This is a genomic window from Agrobacterium sp. NPDC090273, from assembly GCF_044772305.1.
In the GTDB taxonomy this organism is placed as follows: Bacteria; Pseudomonadota; Alphaproteobacteria; order Rhizobiales; family Rhizobiaceae; genus Agrobacterium.
Map to the genome: position 1 here is coordinate 782130 of NZ_JBIVYN010000001.1, position 18364 is coordinate 800493.

Annotated in this window: 17 protein-coding genes; 11 read left to right on the top strand and 6 right to left on the bottom strand. The window is 57.8% G+C overall.

Features of this window, described 5'->3' with window-relative positions:
- Positions 1–24: 24 nt before the first annotated feature.
- The 6 genes from tmk (at position 25) to ACIQT8_RS03950 (ending at position 6792) form a co-directional block, all read left to right on the top strand.
- Positions 25–696 carry a dTMP kinase gene (gene tmk, locus ACIQT8_RS03925; protein ID WP_400963700.1) on the top strand — a complete coding sequence of 224 codons (672 nt, stop codon included), beginning with the start codon at positions 25–27 and terminating at the stop codon, positions 694–696.
- A complete protein-coding gene (locus ACIQT8_RS03930) occupies positions 693–1718 on the top strand; it encodes a DNA polymerase III subunit delta' (RefSeq protein ID WP_262525542.1) in 1026 nt (341 codons plus the stop codon). Before tmk ends, ACIQT8_RS03930 begins: the two co-directional genes overlap by 4 nt.
- A gap of 104 nt (positions 1719–1822) precedes the next feature.
- The gene (gene metG, locus ACIQT8_RS03935) at positions 1823–3373 is read left to right on the top strand and encodes a methionine--tRNA ligase (protein WP_138795064.1); all 1551 of its coding nucleotides are present in this window, start codon (positions 1823–1825) and stop codon (positions 3371–3373) included.
- Positions 3374–3378: 5 nt separating this feature from the next.
- Entirely contained in the window at positions 3379–4161 is a 783-nt protein-coding gene (locus ACIQT8_RS03940; RefSeq protein WP_400963704.1) for a TatD family hydrolase, read from the top strand.
- 3 nt (positions 4162–4164) lie between these two features.
- Positions 4165–4989 (top strand): MBL fold metallo-hydrolase, encoded by an 825-nt coding sequence (locus ACIQT8_RS03945; protein WP_400963707.1) that lies wholly within the window; start codon positions 4165–4167, stop codon positions 4987–4989.
- 21 nt (positions 4990–5010) lie between these two features.
- Positions 5011–6792, top strand: a complete 1782-nt coding sequence (locus ACIQT8_RS03950) for a chloride channel protein (protein ID WP_400963710.1) — start codon at positions 5011–5013, stop codon at positions 6790–6792.
- On the opposite strand, the gene ACIQT8_RS03955 is transcribed toward ACIQT8_RS03950, so the two are convergent.
- The 4 genes from ACIQT8_RS03955 to ACIQT8_RS03970 all read right to left on the bottom strand — a co-directional run bounded on the left by ACIQT8_RS03955 (position 6789) and on the right by ACIQT8_RS03970 (position 9295).
- Positions 6789–7286, bottom strand: a complete 498-nt coding sequence (locus ACIQT8_RS03955; RefSeq protein ID WP_400963713.1) for a DoxX family protein — start codon at positions 7284–7286, stop codon at positions 6789–6791. The genes ACIQT8_RS03950 and ACIQT8_RS03955 overlap by 4 nt on opposite strands.
- On the bottom strand, positions 7283–8065 hold the full coding sequence (locus ACIQT8_RS03960; RefSeq protein ID WP_400963716.1) for a DUF2063 domain-containing protein: 783 nt from the start codon (positions 8063–8065) through the stop codon (positions 7283–7285). The genes ACIQT8_RS03955 and ACIQT8_RS03960 overlap by 4 nt, the downstream gene beginning before the upstream one ends.
- Positions 8062–8943 carry a DUF692 domain-containing protein gene (locus ACIQT8_RS03965; protein ID WP_400963719.1) on the bottom strand — a complete coding sequence of 294 codons (882 nt, stop codon included), beginning with the start codon at positions 8941–8943 and terminating at the stop codon, positions 8062–8064. Before ACIQT8_RS03965 ends, ACIQT8_RS03960 begins: the two co-directional genes overlap by 4 nt.
- Before the next feature lie 64 nt (positions 8944–9007).
- A complete protein-coding gene (locus ACIQT8_RS03970) occupies positions 9008–9295 on the bottom strand; it encodes a DUF2282 domain-containing protein (protein ID WP_138795071.1) in 288 nt (95 codons plus the stop codon).
- 560 nt (positions 9296–9855) lie between these two features.
- On the opposite strand from ACIQT8_RS03970, the gene ACIQT8_RS03975 reads away from it, so the two are divergent.
- Together ACIQT8_RS03975 and ACIQT8_RS03980 are read left to right on the top strand one after the other, a co-directional pair.
- Positions 9856–11406: a TerC family protein gene (locus ACIQT8_RS03975; RefSeq protein ID WP_400963722.1), complete on the top strand. Its 1551-nt coding sequence runs from the start codon at positions 9856–9858 to the stop codon at positions 11404–11406.
- 136 nt (positions 11407–11542) lie between these two features.
- Positions 11543–12115, top strand: a complete 573-nt coding sequence (locus ACIQT8_RS03980; RefSeq protein WP_400963725.1) for an AAA family ATPase — start codon at positions 11543–11545, stop codon at positions 12113–12115.
- A 460-nt stretch (positions 12116–12575) separates the two neighbouring features.
- On the opposite strand, the gene ACIQT8_RS03985 is transcribed toward ACIQT8_RS03980, so the two are convergent.
- Positions 12576–12998, bottom strand: coding sequence for an SMI1/KNR4 family protein (locus ACIQT8_RS03985; RefSeq protein ID WP_400963727.1), 423 nt, complete (start codon positions 12996–12998; stop codon positions 12576–12578).
- A 728-nt stretch (positions 12999–13726) separates the two neighbouring features.
- Between ACIQT8_RS03985 and ACIQT8_RS03990 the strand changes: the two genes are divergently transcribed.
- Complete coding sequence (locus tag ACIQT8_RS03990; RefSeq protein WP_400963730.1) at positions 13727–15364, top strand: Na+/H+ antiporter; 1638 nt, start codon at positions 13727–13729, stop codon at positions 15362–15364.
- Between the two features lie 239 nt (positions 15365–15603).
- Here ACIQT8_RS03990 and ACIQT8_RS03995 read toward each other — a convergent pair whose 3' ends face one another.
- Entirely contained in the window at positions 15604–16062 is a 459-nt protein-coding gene (locus tag ACIQT8_RS03995; protein WP_400963732.1) for a MarR family winged helix-turn-helix transcriptional regulator, read from the bottom strand.
- A 93-nt stretch (positions 16063–16155) separates the two neighbouring features.
- On the opposite strand from ACIQT8_RS03995, the gene ACIQT8_RS04000 reads away from it, so the two are divergent.
- Positions 16156–16608 carry a MarR family winged helix-turn-helix transcriptional regulator gene (locus ACIQT8_RS04000; RefSeq protein WP_400963735.1) on the top strand — a complete coding sequence of 151 codons (453 nt, stop codon included), beginning with the start codon at positions 16156–16158 and terminating at the stop codon, positions 16606–16608.
- A 33-nt stretch (positions 16609–16641) separates the two neighbouring features.
- Positions 16642–18360: an MFS transporter gene (locus tag ACIQT8_RS04005; RefSeq protein ID WP_400963738.1), complete on the top strand. Its 1719-nt coding sequence runs from the start codon at positions 16642–16644 to the stop codon at positions 18358–18360.
- Positions 18361–18364 lie beyond the last annotated feature (4 nt).

The window sequence follows — 18364 nt, forward strand, 5'->3', positions numbered from 1 at the left end:
AAGAAGACTGCACAGGAAATCGCTTTGTCTGAAAAGACCGGATTGTTCATCAGCTTTGAAGGCGGCGAGGGAGCCGGCAAGTCGACGCAGATTCGCACGCTTGCCGAGGCTTTGCGCAAGCGTGGTCTCGATGTGATCGTGACGCGGGAGCCGGGCGGCTCCGCAGGCGCCGAGGCGGTGCGGCATGTGCTGCTGTCGGGTGCGGCAGAATCATTTGGCGTTCGCATGGAAGCCATTCTGTTTGCCGCAGCACGCAACGACCACGTCGAAGAGGTGATCCGTCCGGCACTGGATAAGGGTGCCGTGGTGCTCTGCGACCGCTTTCTCGATTCCTCGCGTGTCTATCAGGGCACGACAGGCAATCTGGAACCGGACTTCATCGAGACATTGCAGCGCATCGCCATCGATGGCGTGGTGCCCGACCTTACGCTGATCTTCGACATTGCCGCTGAAAAGGGTCTGGCACGCGCCAGAAAACGCGCCGATGAGGGGGCAACGCCCGATCGCTTCGAAAAGGAAGAGATCGAGACACATGAAAAGCGCCGCGAAGCCTATCTCGATATTGCGCTTGCCGAACCGCGCCGCTGCCGCATCGTCAATGCCGATCAGCCGGAAGAGCACGTCACCGATGACGTGATGTCCTTTGTCGAGCCTCTGCTGGAGCGGTTCAGGGAAACCGCGGGCGAGACACCATGAGCGAGGTTCAGGGCGTTCTCGACGGCGCCATCGCTCCGCAGCAGAATACCAGACTGTTCGGTCACGCCGAGGCGGAAGCCTTTCTGGCGCAATCCTACCGGTCCGGCAAAGGCCACCATGCCATTCTGATCGAAGGTCCCGAGGGTATCGGCAAGGCAACGCTGGCCTTCCGTTTTGCCAACCATGTTCTGAGCCACCCCGACCCGGCGCTTGCGCCGGCAGAGATGGCCGATCCTGACCCGCAATCGCTGGTCAGCCGCCAGATCACCTCCGGTGCCTCGCACAATCTTCTGCATCTGACACGCCCTGTCGATGAAAAGACCGGTCGGGTGAAATCCGCGATTACCGTGGACGAGGTGCGGCGGGCAGGGCACTTCTTCTCGCAGACCTCGGGCACCGGCAACTGGCGTATCGTCATTATCGACCCGGCTGACGATCTGAACCGCAACGCCGCCAACGCGATCCTGAAAATTCTCGAGGAGCCGCCGAAACGGGCAATGTTCCTGGTTCTCTCGCATGCGCCGGGAAAGCTGCTGCCGACCATCCGATCGCGCTGCATGCCGCTGCGCATGCTGCCGCTGTCCGACAACGACATGGTCCGGGCGCTCGACAATCTCGACATCAGCACCAGCGGCGAAAAGCGCGATGCGCTGCTTGCAGCCTCCAAGGGCAGCGTGGCGCAGGCATTGAAGCTGGTGAACTATGGCGGCAGCGATATCGTCGAGGCGTTTTCAGAGGTGATGACGGCGGAAGGCCCGGCAGCGCGCAAGCTGATGCACAAGCTGGCAGACGTGCTGGCGCAGAAGGACGGCGATGTCATTCTGGGCTTCTTCATGGAACATGCCACCGAAGCGCTGATGGATCAGGCGAGGGCGCTGGCGATTGCCGGTGACATCAATGCCGCAGAGCGGCATGCGCGACTTTCTTCCACGCTTTCGGAGCGCATTACGGTCGCAACCGCCTACAATCTCGACAAGAAACAGATGGTGCTGTCCATCCTCGAAGACATTCGCGGCGTCTGAAACCGATAGATCGTACAAATCGTGCGGCTTTCGCTTTCGCTGGTGCGAACAATGGTTTAAGAGCGGTCTATCCAAAAAACAGTCCGCAAAGCCGATCGAGCGTCATGACAGACAAGACACCTTTCTACATCACCACCGCGATTTCCTACCCTAACGGCAAGCCGCATATCGGCCATGCCTACGAGTTGATTGCGACCGATGCCATGGCGCGCTTCCAGCGCCTGAATGGAAAGGACGTCTTCTTCCTGACCGGAACCGACGAACACGGCCAGAAGATGCAGCAGACGGCCCGTGCCGAAGGCATCACGCCTGAAGAACTGGCGCAGCGCAACTCCGACCAGTTCCGCGAAATGGGCAAGCTGCTCAACGCCTCGAACGACGATTTCATCCGCACCACGGAAGAGCGTCACCACGAGACGTCGCGCAACATCTGGAACCTGATGGCCGACAATGGCGATATCTACAAGGATAGCTACGCCGGCTGGTATTCCGTTCGTGATGAAGCCTATTACGCCGAAGACGAAACCGAAGTGCGCGCCGACGGCGTTCGCTACGGGCCGCAGGGCACGCCGGTAGAATGGGTGGAAGAAGCTAGCTACTTCTTCAAGCTGTCCGAATATCAGGACAAGCTGCTCAAGCTTTATGAAGACCAGCCCGACTTCATCGGTCCGGCCGAGCGTCGCAACGAAATCATGTCCTTCGTCAAGTCGGGCCTGAAGGATCTGTCGATCTCGCGCACGACCTTCGACTGGGGCATCAAGGTTCCGAACGATCCCAAGCACGTCATGTATGTGTGGGTCGACGCACTGACCAACTACATCACCGCGACCGGCTACATCGAAGACAAGAACGGCCCGCGCGCCAAATACTGGCCCGCCGACGTGCACATCATCGGCAAGGACATCATCCGCTTCCACGCGGTTTACTGGCCTGCCTTCCTGATGAGCGCCGGTCTGCCGCTGCCCAAGCGCGTTTTTGCCCACGGCTTCCTGCTCAACAAGGGCGAGAAGATGTCGAAGTCGCTCGGCAACGTTGTCGATCCGGTCAATCTGGTGAACCATTTCGGTCTCGACCCGGTGCGTTACTTCTTCCTGCGTGAAGTTTCCTTCGGACAGGACGGCAGCTACAGCGAAGAAGGCATCGCCACCCGCATCAATGCGGACCTTGCCAACGGTATCGGCAACCTTGCCAGCCGCTCGCTGTCGATGATCGTGAAGAATTGCGACGGCCAGATCCCGACGCCCGGCGCCTTTAACGACGAAGACAAGGCGATGCTGGCTTCCGCCGATGGCCTTTTGGCCATCTGCCGCGAGGAAATGGACAAGCAGCTTATCCATCGCGCGCTTGCCGCCATCATTGCCGTTGTTTCGGAAACCGACCGTTATTTCGCCAGCCAGGAACCCTGGGCGCTGAAAAAGACCGACCCGGAGCGTATGGGCACCGTGCTTTACGTAACGGCAGAAGTGGTGCGCCAGATCGGCATTCTGCTGCAGCCGTTCATGCCGGAATCGTGCGACAAGCTGCTCGATCTGGTGGCAGCACCGGCGGACAAGCGCGACTTCGCAGCGCTTGGCGAAGCTGGCCGTCTGGTACCGGGCACGCCACTTGAAGCACCGAAGCCGGTCTTCCCGCGTTACGTGGCGCCAGAGGCTTGAGCGCCATGCTGATCGATACCCATTGCCATCTGGATTTTCCGGACTTCGATGCTGAGCGCGACGAGATCATCGCCCGCGCTCACGCGTCCGGCGTCAGCCAGATGGTGACGATCTCGACCAGAGTGCGGCGTCTGCCGGAACTGCTGAAGATCGTCGAGAAATATCCGTCCGTGTTCTGCTCTGTCGGCACGCACCCGAACAGTGCGAACGAGGAGCTGGACATTCAAGCCGAAGACCTGATCCGTCTGGCCAACGGCCACGACAAGATCGTGGCGATCGGCGAAGCCGGGCTCGATTATTTCTACGATACGCAGACACCGGAAGACCAGAAAACCGGTCTGTTGCGCCATATCGAAGCTGCCCGCGTCACGGGACTGCCGCTCGTCATTCACAGCCGCAGCGCCGATGAGGACATGATTTCGATCCTGACGGATGAAAGCGGCAAGGGGGCTTTCCCCTTCATCCTGCATTGCTTCTCGGCCGGGCCCGAACTTGCCCGGGTGGGCGTGGAGCTGGGCGGCTACGTCTCCTTCTCCGGCATTCTGACCTTCCCGAAATCGCAGGATATCCGCGATATCGCCGCGACCGTGCCGCTTGACCGACTGCTGGTGGAAACCGATGCGCCGTACCTTGCGCCGAAGCGCTGGCGCGGCAAGCGCAACGAGCCGTCCTATGTCGTCAACACGGCAGAGGTTCTGGCCGAGGTGCATGGCGTTTCCTATGAGCGCATGGCCGAAATCACCACGGAAAATGCGTTTCGCTGCTTTTCCAAGATGACAAGGGTGTGAGGCGTGGCAGGCTATCGGCGCCGTTTTACCGTGCTCGGATGCGCTTCGTCGCCCGGCGTACCGCGTATCAACGGTGACTGGGGCGCCTGCAACCCCGACAACCCGAAGAACCGCAGAACGCGCGCCGCCTTCATGGTGGAGCAGATTGCCCCCAATGGCGGCAAGACCACTGTTGTCATCGACACCGGACCGGATTTTCGCCAGCAGATGATTGCCGCGAAGGTGGAGGCCGTGGATGCCGTGCTCTACACGCACGCCCATGCCGACCATCTGCACGGCATCGATGACCTGCGCATCTATTTCGCCATGCAGAAGAACCGCATTCCGATCCTGGCCGACCCGGTGACGATGAAGCGCATTCATCAGGGTTTTGCCTATTGCCTGGAAACACCGCCGGGCAGCAACTATCCACCGATCGTCGAGCCACGGCTGATCGAGGACATTGCAAAGCCTGTTGTGGTCAAGGGGGCAGGTGGGCCGATCACCTTCCACGCCCACATGCAGCAGCATGGCGATGTGCATTCGCTGGGGTTTCGCATCGGCAACGTCGCCTATTGCACCGATGTCAGCGATTTTCCGGCTGAATCTCTGCCGAAGCTTGCAGGTCTCGATGTGCTGGTGATCGATGCGCTGCAGTATCGTTATCACCCGAGCCACCTGTCGCTGGAGCAGTCCCTCGACTGGATTGAACGGATCGGCCCGAAAAGAGCCATCCTGACCCACATGCATATTCCGCTCGATTACGATACGGTGATGCGTGAAACGCCTGATCATGTTGAACCGGCTTACGACCAAATGCGTTTCGAGGTCGAGATCGAAGCCCTCTGATACCGCCTGCAAAGGAACATCATGTCGACCAAGCCTTTCCGTGCACCGAGTATGGCAAGCTTTTTCGACAATCTGCGCGCCAGTCGCCTGCGCGCCATGTTCCGGCGCGGCGAACTGGGGCTTGTGGCGCTTGCGGTTGTCATCGGCATTGCTGCCGGTCTTCTGGTGTCACTGATCGGTGCCTTGAGCACGGCGCTGCATGTTCTGGTCTTCGGCGTCGAGCGTTTAAGCAGCAGCGATCTCTCCGGGCGGGTGGTGCTTTTGGGGCCGATGATCGGCGGCGTCATTCTCGGCATCATCCTCTTCATCCTGTCGCGAACCCGCAAGAAACCGATGATCGACCCCATCGAGGCCAATGCGCTGCATGGCGGGCGTCTGTCGCTGACGGACAGCATTCTCGTTTGCGTGCAGAACATCGTGTCCAACGGTTTTGGCGCGTCCGTGGGGCTGGAGGCCGGTTACACGCAGATCGCCAGCGGCGTTGCGTCGAAGCTTGGCATCAAGCTGAAACTGCGGCGAGGGGACATGCGTATTCTCGTCGGCTGCGGGGCGGCGGGTGCGATCGCGTCGGCCTTCAATGCGCCGCTGACCGGGGCGTTCTACGCCATTGAACTCATCATCGGCACCTATACCGTCGTCACACTGGCACCGCTCATCGTGTCCGCGCTGGTTGCCACTGTCGTCACCGGCCTGATCGGCGGGCATGGGCTGACCATCGATGTCTTCGACGCCAACCGGGTGACAGCGCCCGATTACGTGCCAACGATCATTCTCGGCATTCTCTGCGCGGTGATTGGTATCGGCCTCATGCAGGCAGTGTCCTTCATCGAGGAAACGGCGCGCAAAAGCGCCATTCCAAGCTGGCTGCGTCCCGCAATCGGCGGCACGGCGGTCGGTGCGCTGGCGCTGATTTCGCCACAGGTTCTGTCCAGCGGCCACGGCGCGCTGCACCTCAACATCGATGCCGACCTGCCGTTTTACGCGCTGGCGGGCCTGTTCCTGCTGAAAGCCGCAGCCAGCGCCATCTCCATCGGTTCGAACTTCCGTGGCGGCCTGTTCTTCGCATCGCTGTTCATGGGGGCGCTACTGGGCAAGATCTTCGCGATCTGCGCGCCCTATATCGGTTACGGTTCGACATCGCCGATCGTCTACGCCGTGATCGGCATGAGCGCCTTTGCAGCCGCCATCATCGGCGGGCCGCTGACCATGACGTTTCTGGCGCTGGAACTGACCGGAGACTTCCAGATTTCGGTTCTGGTGCTGGCTGCCGTCATCACCACCTCGCTCGTGGTGCGCACCACCTTTGGCTACTCGTTTGCCACATGGCGTTTCCACCTGCGCGGCGAAAGCATTCGCAGCGCCCATGATATCGGCTGGATACGCGACCTGACGGTTGGCAAGATGATGCGTGCCGACATTCGCAAGGCCAATGTCAGCATGGGGCTTCCGGCCTTCAAGGAGAAGTTTCCGCTGGGTTCGACGCAGCGTGTCATCATGACCCACGATGACGGACGTTATGCGGGCATCGTGCTGGTGCCGGAAATCTACGCCGACCCGATGGACCGCGACCCTGAAACCATCAGCCTTGAAACCTATCTGCAATACAAGAACGACGTGCTGCTGCCGACCATGAACGCCCGCCAGGCCGCAGCCGCCTTCGATGCTTCCGAAAGCGAAGCGCTGGTCGTCGTCAACGACAAGATCGAAAACCGGCCCGTTGGCCTGCTGACCGAAAGCCACACGCTGCGCCGCTACAGCGAAGAACTGGAACAGCGACGCCGCGAGGCATCCGGCGAACTCTAGGACCGGTGGCCATTCAACAGCGCATCCAGCGCGATCCTGCCTCCACCATAGACCACCAGCGTCAGCGCCATGGCGGCCCAGGGCAGGTGGAAATTGGCCCAGCCGTCTGGAACGGTAAGCTGGATCACCGCCGTCATGACCAGCAGACCCAAGGCGGCGTAACGGGTGAAAAGGCCGAGAACCAGCAGCACGGGCAGAACGAGTTCGGCAATGCCGGATGCTGCCGCCATGACCAGCGGCATGGGGTAGGGGATAAGGCTGCCGAAGATATGCAACCTGAATTCCTGTTCGAACAGATATCTGGCGCCGGTTGATAACGTCAGAAATCCGTCCCACTTGGTCAGTCCCGATTTGAAGAACGGAACTGCAAGGCCGAGCCGCAGCGCCAATAGCGGCAATGATTGCGGAATGGAGGCAAGCAGGCATTCGGCGTGGCGATGAAGTGCTGTAAGCGCGCCACCGAGGCTGCGTGTGGAGGCAAGGTCTGTGGTCATGGAAGGTCCCCTTCACGGTGTTCAACGGCGCTGAAGGCGCCAAGGCCGATCAGGCCGATCAAGGCCGATCCGAAATCAAACGACGATGTTTCCGCCAAGGCGGTCTCGGCTGCTTCGCCAAGGCTTGCGCCTGCAAGCAGGCGCGCTGCGAAGGCGGCATCTGCCGGTGGCAGGACGCTGATTTCGACCTGCATGGCCGGCCGCACGACAAGCACGGTTTCCGCCCGCCAGTTTTCAACCGGTGTCACCGTTTCGCCCTGGTGGGCGCTCCAGATGCTTCCGGCTGGAAACGGCGACTGCACGAGCTGGGCGGAGGGATGTGGGACAAGCGCCCTGTCGAGCAGGTGTTCGGGCGAAATGACGGCGAGCCGGGCGACCTCGAGCGGCACTCGGTCTGCCGCGTGATAAGCCTTCGTCCACGCCACCTCGATCCGCGCCACATCCGCGAGATAGGCAAGAGACGCCGCAGGCGGAAAGGCCGCGATAAAATCCGGGAAATCATCGCCATAATGCATGATGAGCGGTGAGGGCGGCTTGTGATCGGCAGCATAGGCACGCGCCATGCCGGCAAAAAAGTCAGCGCCGACAAGCCGTTTTGTCACCGGAAAGCGCTGCGCCATCGCCGTTGTCAGCCCGACATAGACATTGTTGCGATAGACGGCAAACCGTGCGGGATCGGCAGCCCCCCGCGCTGTGGTAATGCCGTGCGGAAGCGGCTTTTCCGGATGGAGGAGGGCGGCGGCAAAGGCGTTCTGGCTTTGAAAAAATCCCATGGTCATGCCGCCCGGCTGGCGCGGCGCTTCAGGGCCGCTTCGTTCAACATGGCATCGGCGCGCACCGCTTCTGCCTGAAGCGTGGCAAAGTCCGGCACGTCGTTGTCCCATTCGATCAGGGTCGGCAAGGCGCCGCTGCGAGAGAGCGTATGTCGGTAAAGCTCGACAACGTCGGACCTGACTTCGCTGCCGTGGGCATCGATCAGCAGCCGGTCTCCGACGCCATCGACGGTCTCGTCATAACCGGCAAGGTGGATTTCACCCACCAGCTCGACCGGGAAACGGTCGATATAGGCAACGGGATCGAGGCGGTGGTTCACAGCAGAGACCATCACATTGTTCACATCAAGCAACAGCCCGCATCCGGTTCGGCTGGCGATGGCGGTGAGGAAATCCACCTCGTCGATGGTGCTTTCGGAAAACAGCACGTAGGTCGAAGGATTTTCGAGCAGCAGTTGCCTGCCCAGCCATTGCTGGATCTCATCGACATGGGCGATGACCCGCGACAGCGTTTCGACCGTGTAGGGCAAGGGCAGGAGATCGTTCAGGAAGCCGGTGTCATGGGTCGACCAGGCCAGATGCTCCGAAAAGCTCTGCGGCCGGTAGCGATCAACAAGTCCGCGAAGCCGTTTCAGATGCTCGGTGTCGAGATCGCGGGCCGCACCGATCGACAGGCCGACGCCATGCAGCGACAGCGGATAAAGCGCTGCAACGGCTTCAAGATACCGGTGCGGCGGGCCACCGGCCCCCATGTAGTTTTCGGCGTGGACTTCGAAAAAGCCGATATCCGGCCTCGTCTCCAGAATTGTTTCATAATGCTCCGGCTTGAGGCCGAGGCCGGCGCGAGGTGGCAGGACGGTGGCGCGGTCTGCTGAAACGGTCATTGCTGGTCTCCCGGTTTTGACGGATGAGGGGGAGGCCCGGCAAGCGGGCCTCCAGTGTCGCAGCTCAGCTTTTGGATGGTTCCAGCATGCCCTTGTGGCCATCCACGTTCATCGTGGTGCAGGTGCCGGCGGGAACGGCCTTCCAGGCGTTGCCCTGGTAATCCATGGTGGAGGTTCCGGCGCAGGTGGTGCCGGCGCCGGCAGCGCAATCATTCTGACCCTTGAGGGCAATACCGTAGCATTTCTCGTTTCCGGCCATCTGTTCCGGTGTCAGCGGTGCAGCAAAGGACACGGATGCGACGGCGCTGGCGAGCGAGCCTGCCAAAGCGAGGGTGAGCGTGGAACGGTTCATAAGTGATCTCCTCTTCAACGTCCGCAGGCCGTTCATCGGCTGCGTATGTCTGTATTCGGGTGATCACGGCCAGATGTTTCACCGGTTGCAGACACGAGTTCGTGAAGGCGATGTGTCCTACGCACAGGCGCCACCAGCCGCGGCGCAACGGCGACAACCATGCCGGTTGCAGCCGCACCGGTTTGATGGGTGAGGGCGGTTTACCTATCGCGGAGATTGCACTTCACGGAAAGTTTATGACCGTAAAAACGCCTGTTTGCGCGCAGAAATTATCAATTCCCGCCCCTTCTGCGGTGGCTGAGACGAAAGCCGCTTTTGTTGCCGCCGCAAATCTGCTAGGTCGGCCGACACAAGATTTGACTGATAACGGGATATTTTACCCTTATGCCTGACGAAGGCGACAGTAGTAGCGACAGTAGTCGACACCGAACGAGGCTGGCTTGCGAACCGCTAAGCCAGCCTCGTCCTTTCTTGTTTTTCTCAACACGACGGGTTTTTGCCACGGATGGTTTGTCCGGGGCTTTTTGCGTTTGCACCCGTTCCCATAAAGGCCCCTGAACATGGAATTCCTTGCAGATCCGAACATCTGGATCGGCCTCGTCACGCTTATCGTCCTCGAAGTGGTTCTCGGTATCGACAACCTCGTCTTCATCGCGATCCTTGCCGATAAGCTGCCACCGCATCAACGCCACAGGGCGCGGCTTATCGGCCTGTCGCTGGCGCTGGTCATGCGCGTTCTCCTGCTGTTTTCGATCTCGTGGATCGTGACACTGACCCGTCCGCTGTTCACCATCGCGGATTTCTCCTTCTCCGGCCGGGATATCATTCTTATCCTCGGCGGCGCGTTCCTGCTTGCCAAGGGCACCATTGAACTGCACGAGCGGCTGGAAGGCGCGCACAAGCCCAAGGAGGGAAAGGTCGTCCATGCCGTTTTCTGGCAGGTGATCGTGCAGATCGTCGTGCTCGATGCGGTCTTCTCGCTCGACAGCGTCATTACCGCCGTCGGCATGGTCAACAACCTCTGGGTCATGATTACCGCCGTCTGTGTGGCCATGGCCGTGATGATGGCGGCGTCGAAGCCGCTGATGTCGTTCGTGTCGAAACACCCGACCGTCGTCATTCTGTGCCTTGGCTTCCTGCTGATGATCGGTTTCAGCCTGATTGTCGAAGGTTTCGGTTTCCATCTGCCCAAGGGCTATCTCTATGCCGCCATCGGTTTTTCCGTGCTGATCGAAGCGGCGAACCAGATCGGCAGACGCAATCGTGAAAAGCGCATCACCGCCGGCGACATGCGCGAGCGGACGTCAGACGCCATTCTGCGGCTTCTGGGCGGCCGGGTCGGCGAACAGCCGCTTGGCGAGACCGCCGATGTGATTGCCGAACAGGCAGCGCGCGGCGAGCTGTTCAAATCCGAGGAAAAGGACATGATCCGTGGCGTGCTGACACTGGGCGAACGCCCGGTTGTTTCCATCATGACGCCACGCACCGAACTCGACTGGCTGGATATCGGCGCCGATCCTGAGGTGCTGAGACACCGCCTGCTGGAAGTCGACCGCTCGCGGCTGTTGCTGGCGGATGGCAAGCTCGATGCCTTCCTTGGCGTTGCTGCAACAAAGGATCTGCTGCGCGATCTTCTCCGCGATGGAAAGCTCGATCTCGACCATTCGCTGCGCGAACCGCTTGTCGTGCATGAAAGCGCCACGGCGCTGCAGGTCATGGAACAGATGCGCAAATCGCCGCTGCAGATGGCCGTCATCATAGACGAATACGGTACGCTGCAGGGCATCGCCACACCGACAGACATTCTCGAGGCGATTGCCGGCGAGTTTCCGGAGGAGGGCGAAGAACAGCTCATTTCGGAGCAGGCGGAAGACGGTTCGTGGATCATCGATGCCGCTGTCGACGTCAGACGCGCGTCCTATCTTCTCGATATCGATCTGGTCGACGATGCCGACCGTTATTCGACTGTCGCGGGCTATATACTGTGGCGTCTCAACCGTCTTCCAGACGTTGGCGAACGTGTTTCCGGCGATGAGTTCGAGTTCGAAATCGTCTCCCGTTCGGAACGCAACATCGAAAAGGTCCGGGCCTGGAAGCGCGTTCCGGCCTAAAGGATCGGCGCGGCATGGGAGCCCATTGCCGCGCCAAACCCGTTGCACGCATGTCTGCCGCCCGGTGATTGAGCCCGACGGCGAGCCGCGTTAAAAGCGGCATCCTCTCGCAGAAACATACCCAGGACCAGGGCCGATGACGACTTTACCGCGCATACACATCACCGGAGCGTCCTGCTGTGGCGTCTCGACGCTCGGCGCGGCGCTATCGCAGCGGTTTTCCGTACCGCAGCTTGATGTCGACGATTTTTACTGGATGCCGACCGATCCGCCATTCACCACCAAACGTCCACCACAGGACCGCGTACGGCAGATGCAGGAACAGCAGGCTGCACTGGCTGGCTGGATACTGACCGGTTCATGCATGGTCTGGGGCGACGCCCTGATGGACAGCATCGATCTCATCATCTTCCTGCACACGCCAACGCCAACAAGGCTTCAACGCCTCGACGCACGCGAGAGCGAACGCCACGGCACACGCATCCTGCCAGGCGGCGACATGCACGAGGCCCATCAGGCATTCCGCGACTGGGCATCACGCTACGACGACCCGTCGTTTACGGGACGCAACGTGGCACAGCACGAGCGCTGGCTGAGCAGTCAAACCAGACCCACACTGCGACTTCAGGGCGAACAGCCAACAGAAGACCTCGTGCGCAAAGTGGAAGACGAGCTGTTACGTCACAGCTTACATCAGCACGCTGACTAACGACTGAGGGGCTTAAAACGCCTGAAAAGCCCGTAATCCAGCCAATTCGGCCTGTTCCAGCACCTATAAAAGTTCCATAATCTATCTTATGCGATCTTTGTGTGTAGCCGCAAAGTTAAAGTGTCCTGTTTCTGCAAAGTTGGAATGTCACACTCCCCGGGTCTGATTGGCACCTGGGAGATTGCAGATGGGATTGATAGCGATGAGCGAGCGCGATCTGTAGCGGATCGAGGTTTTGTCGAAGGTGATTGCCGGTCGGACGACAATAGTCTCGGTAGTGGGTTCGAAGACTGCAGGTCAGCGTGCTCGCTCTGGTGTTCGTTGACAATGCGACCGGCAAGCTGACGCACTACGCTTTGTGCGTTCCGAACGTACGCTCAACTATTTCAGTGTCCTGTTTGCGGCTTACTCCTGCCCGATCTGATGACCGCTGGATCGCGCCATGGTTCGCCAAGTACCCCTATTTACCGCCTAGCCACACATCCTTTACCCACGTTGCTATATCCGGCCAAGTCTCGGCTGTTGGACCATTATGATCCCAGAAATGTACTTTGCCATCCGGCGCCATACAGTAATAATCACCGTTATCCTCACATATTGGGAGCCAATCACGCGGCACACCAACTGCTCGACCTTGCTCAATAGCTGAGCTTAGTTCTCCATAGATACCAGCCATATCTTCATTCAAAGTCAGTGGTGACAGGTAACCGACGAAAGCGTTGCTGATATTTTTCAAAAACTTTTTATAATCTTCGGGAAACTCAAGTCCTATTGCGACCTCATATCTTGCTACGAGTGCATCACTAGGGAGTGGTTTCTTGCGTTCGCTTGGGTGATCTAACCGATTCACCTCGTCGATAACCTCGTCCATATCGTCAACCAATAGATATACCTCCTAAAAGTCTCTTGGTTGATTTATTCAATAGGCCGGAATGTGGCTGGGTACATTCCATTTCCATATGCGAAAAGCCTACAGCCCCGTCAGGTCTACTTGCGAGATGGAGCCTTCGACGAATTAGTCGTCTGAATCGTTAGACAATTTGGCCCTGCCCCGCCACCGTTTGCCGGGGGGTGATCTGACGGGCCGATTACGAAAAAACGATAATCAATCAGCACATAATCTTGCGAGGAAATGCAAGTCCATGAGAATGTTTGTCTTCAGGGAAAGCGCCAAAGGATTTCGTTTTCTTCGTAAATATTCTCGATAGATCCTGGTCTGGATGGTACTCCAGAAGCTTTTAAGAACGGAACCAATGTCATAAAAGTACCCTGTTCGGGTAGTTTGAAATTCTCAGTGTAACGTTCAGCTTCAAGCTTCCCAACACCTGCGTACCATACTGCTTCACACTCAAGGCAAAACTGAATTATCTCTCTCGTCTCCACTACTTTTACTGGGACGACCCAACCTTGATCACATCTCGGGCACCATTTCTTTAGCGTCAATTTTGTCCCCTTCTTAGACGGTAGGATCGGCTTTCACGATCTAATACTGACGAAGATAGCGCCGCCTGATCGAAATACCCCGTGTCGCATGCGACAGAACGTAAACTTGCATTCAATAGCCCGACTTTCTAAGCAGAGCGCTATAGCAGTTTGGAAGGAGTTGGTCGAATGGAAAGCATAACCATAGCCTTGGTACTGTTGCTCGCCGTTATCCTGAGCGGGACAATATCGCGCCTTCTGCCCCTTCCCATTCCTCTGCCCTTGATCCAGATCGCCTGTGGAGCGGCGATCACAGGCATTACCGGCGACGGTGTCGACCTGAAGCCCGAGATATTCTTCCTGCTTTTCCTCCCGCCACTTCTGTTTCTGGATGGCTGGAGAATTCCAAAGGAGGGTCTGTTTCGCGACAAAGGCGTTATTCTCGAACTTGCCCTTGGTCTGGTTGTCTTTACGGTCATCGGCATTGGGCTACTTGTCCACTGGATGATCCCCTCAATGCCGCTTGCCGTGGCATTCGCCCTTGCTGCCATCGTCTCCCCGACCGATCCAGTCGCAGTATCGGCAATTGCCGCCCGAGTGCCCATTCCTCAGAGGTTGATGCATATTCTCGAAGGTGAATCCCTGCTCAATGACGCGTCTGGCCTTGTTTGCATGAGATTTGCGGTCGCCGCGGCCATGACAGGAACATTTTCCCTGACCGCCGCTATCGGATCTTTCGTCCAGGTCGCCATCGGCGGAGTAGCGATCGGAATAGGTTCAACTTGGCTGATTGTTAAGGCGAATGAGTTTGTGTCGCGCAAGCTCGGTGAGGAGCCTGGATCACAGATCCTGGTCAGCCTGCTCATCCCATTTGGCGCGTACCTGATTGCTGAGCATCTTCATTTTTCCGGCATTCTGGCGGCTGTCGCGGCTGGCATCACAATGAGTTACACGGAGATGTGGAGCAGGACTCTCGCCAGTACCCGTGTCAGGCGGAATGCTGTTTGGGACACCGTACAGTTCGCCCTAAACGGTATCATGTTTGTTGTCCTTGGAGAGCAACTGCCAGGCATTGTGGCAGGTGCGGCAAGGGTTGTGACTGAAACCGGTCATGTGGATCCGCTCTGGCTCATTGTGTATGTTATTTCGATCAACCTGGCACTCGCCGCGCTGCGTTTCGCTTGGGTATGGGTTTCACTGCACTTTACACTTTCGCGTGCCACCAGACGCGGTCAGCCCATCCGCAAACCACATTGGAAACTGCTTGTTGCGACGTCTCTCGCCGGAGTTCGTGGCGCGATAACGTTGGCGGGCATTCTGACACTGCCACTTTTTCTTGACGATGGGACGCCCTTCCCTGCCCGTGACCTTGCGATCTTCCTGGCTGCCGGCGTTATCATCTTCTCACTTATTGCAGCGAGTGTTGGCCTGCCATTGCTCCTGAAGGATCTGGAGCTGCCTCCTGAACCCGACCATCACCTTGAAGAAGACCGCGCTCGAATTGCCTCCGGTGAGGCGGCAATCCGTGAGATTGAAAAACTGCAGCACAAAATGAGTGAGGGTAGACCAGATGCTGATCTCTACGGTGAGGTCGCAGCAAGATTGATGGAGTTTTACCGACAACGCATTGACGGACGCTCAAAGGTCGGCAGCGAGGCCGAGGAGGTACGGCAAATGGAGGCAATAGAAGTGCGGCTGAGACTGGCTGCACTGAAGGCCGAGCGCGATGAAATATTTAGTCTCATAAGGCGGCGTGAGATTTCAGAGGAAGGTGCACGCAAACTCATTCGAGAAATCGATCTGGCTGAGACGCGCCACGCCGGCTGAGGACTAACCGGTGGATGCCAAAATCCAGGACAGCCTTTAAAGCATCTTCAGTCAGAAGATGTCAGACGTCGACCCGCGACTTGGGCTACGAACCGGGATGCCGATCGATTTGCTTGTGACAATGCCAAAATGATCAGCAGGCATTTTTTAAACCCACCAATGTCAGTGGTTATCATCTGCGCCAAGTTGAACAGATTGGCGATTTTGGCAGACGGTCGGCGTGTGCGTCTCCAAAACAGTTATTTCTGGTGGAGTTTCAGGTCAGAAATCGTTTCAAGGCGGTCTGCGATTTCATCGAGCAGCAGTTCACCTTTCTTGAGGTCAGCTGTGTCGATCCCATTGAAGACTTGAGCGCGCATATCGGACGCAACTTTCCTTACCATTCCGGCCTGCTCCTCGCCATGAGGGGTGAGTATTAGCAGCTTAATTCTCCGGTCAGTTGGATCAGGCTTCCGCTCCACCAGACCAATCTCCTCCATCCGATCAACCAGCCGCACCACCGTGGCTTGCTCGAGTTGCAGCTCAAGGGCAAGTTCGGACTGCGTAAGTTGGCCACGCTTGGCGAGCACAAACAGGCTCCTTGCCCTTGGGTAGGTTAGCCCCACGGCGGTCACTTGCTGATTGAAGACGGTTTGTAGCTTACGGCTGAGTTTCGTGAGCTTCTCAAGGAATTCGGTATCTATGTTTTGCTCTTTCATTATCCCGTCCGGTCAGCGCCATGGTTTTGTTGTTGCACAGATAACGATGGAGTGGTAGGAGAAGATACTTAGTGCACTAACGATAAGCACACGATGCAAGACAATCAAGCTAATTTCGTTGACACGGTGACGACGCTCGCGCGTCGGTTTCGCACCTTGCTGGACCAGGAGCTCGCGCCCGAGGACCTGACCTATGCGAGAGCCAGAATCCTGTTTCATTTAAAAAACGGTCGATCGGCGAACCAGCGTGGACTTTCCGCTGCGCTGGGTCTGGAGCCACCGTCTGTTGTAAGACTTGTCGATGATTTGGAACGTCTCTCACTGATCACACGGCAGGAAGATCCGACAGACCGCCGCGCCAAATTGCTTGTCCTGACAACAGTCGGCGAAGCGAGCGCGCAACGGGCTGACTTGATCGCAAGACGCTTGAGCACGCGCTTGCTTGATGCCCTATCGACCGGCGAGGTCGAGCTTGTGTCGTCACTACTTTCGAGACTTGCCACACGCGCCGCCACGGTTAACGGCGAAGCCCTCCCAAATACTTAGTGCACTAACCATACGCTGCGAAGGGATTTTGGATTGTCCAATTCCGCTGTACTGGATTTCAAAGAAGAAGCGGCGAAGCGAGGCCTGCCGGGCTCTGCTGCAAAGGACCATGACGGTCACGATGACGATAAAGTTTCGGCCGAACCCGAACCACCCAAACAGGCAGCACCATCGTTCCAACAGAAACCTGTTTGGGCCGTTGCTGCTTACATCACTGCCGGTTTTCTGATCGGCATCACGCAGGGTCTCGGCATAAGCTTCATAACCACCAACATTCAGCAGATCGCAGGGCCTATGGGACTGACGCAAGTCGAGGCAACTTGGCTCAGCGCGGTTTATTTCATCCCCAATGTCAGTCTCACGCTTCTCCTGTTCAAGGTAAGAGCACAGTACGGCATCCGGAACTTCGCTGAGATTGCAATAATACTCTACGTTTGCGTTTCACTGGCCAATCTCTTGGCAGATTCCTATGAAAGCGCACTGGTGTTGCGGTTTGTTGCAGGTATCGCCGCGGCACCAATGTCCTCACTAAGTTTCCTTTACATTCTCGAACCCTTTCCACCGACAAAGAAAATGTCGGTAGGGCTTTGCGCTGCCCTGACGGCCTTTGCTGTTCCAACTTCCCTTTCTGGAATCCTCTCCCCCTATCTTCTAGAGTTAGGTGATTTTTACAGGCTTCACGTTGTCGAGCTTGGTCTTGCGATGGTTTCTCTTGGGCTTGTTTTCCTGTTGCCCCTCTCCTCACCGCCACGAACCAAGGTCATTCATCCGCTTGATATCCTGAGTTACTTCTGTCTGGCCGTAGCGCTCGCCTGCTTTGCCGTCGTTTTGACGATGGGAAAGCTATACTGGTGGTTTGAGGCTGGATGGATTGGCTGGACGGTTGCCGCAGGAATAGTGGCTTCATCCGTGTTTGCGGTCATAGAGCTCAATCGAAAAAACCATCTCGTGGACGTCCGGTGGCTTACGTCACGAGAAATCCTGCATTTTGCCGGCGCGCTAATGATATCCAGGTTGCTCTTTGCCGAGCAAACCAGCGGTGCGATCAATTTTCTTCGCAATAGCGGAATGCTCACAGAGCAGCTCTCAACGCTCTACTGGGTTATCCTTTTCGGTTCGTTGGCTTCCGGTGTGGTTTGTGCGGCAGTCATCAAGCCTGGACGAGAACCGGCGATCCATGGCGTTTCGTTGCTAATGGTTGCTATCGGTAGCTTTATTGATAGTCAGTCAACCATCGTGACCCGCCCGGAACAGATGTACCTGAGCCAGTTTCTGGTTAGCTTTGCGTCTGGCCTTTTTCTTCCGCCCGCATTGACGGTGGGCATGGGAGCCGCGCTGAAGCGCGGACCAAATTACATCCTCTCTTTCATCGTGGTATTTCTCGCGACACAGAAAATTGGCGGTTACCTCGCAAGTGCCATCTACGGAACCTTCGTTCAGTGGCGCGAGTACTTCCACTCTGCAAATCTTGTTTCCCGCCTCACGCCGACCGATCCGCTTGTCGCAGCGCGTCTCAAACAGTTGAGTTCTGCGTATGGCCGGGTGCTCACCGACCCCGGCCAGCAGTCGGCACAAGGCACATCACTTTTCTCAAAACAGGTACAGCAACAGGCATTCGCTCTCGCCTACAACGATGCTTTTCTTTTGACTGCATGGTTATCGCTGATCGCATTCGCCTGCCTCCTCGTCCACATCGGGTGGCGGCACAAAGAGCGATTATTTTCGCCTCGTCCCCTCGCTACCAACCGCTAAATCA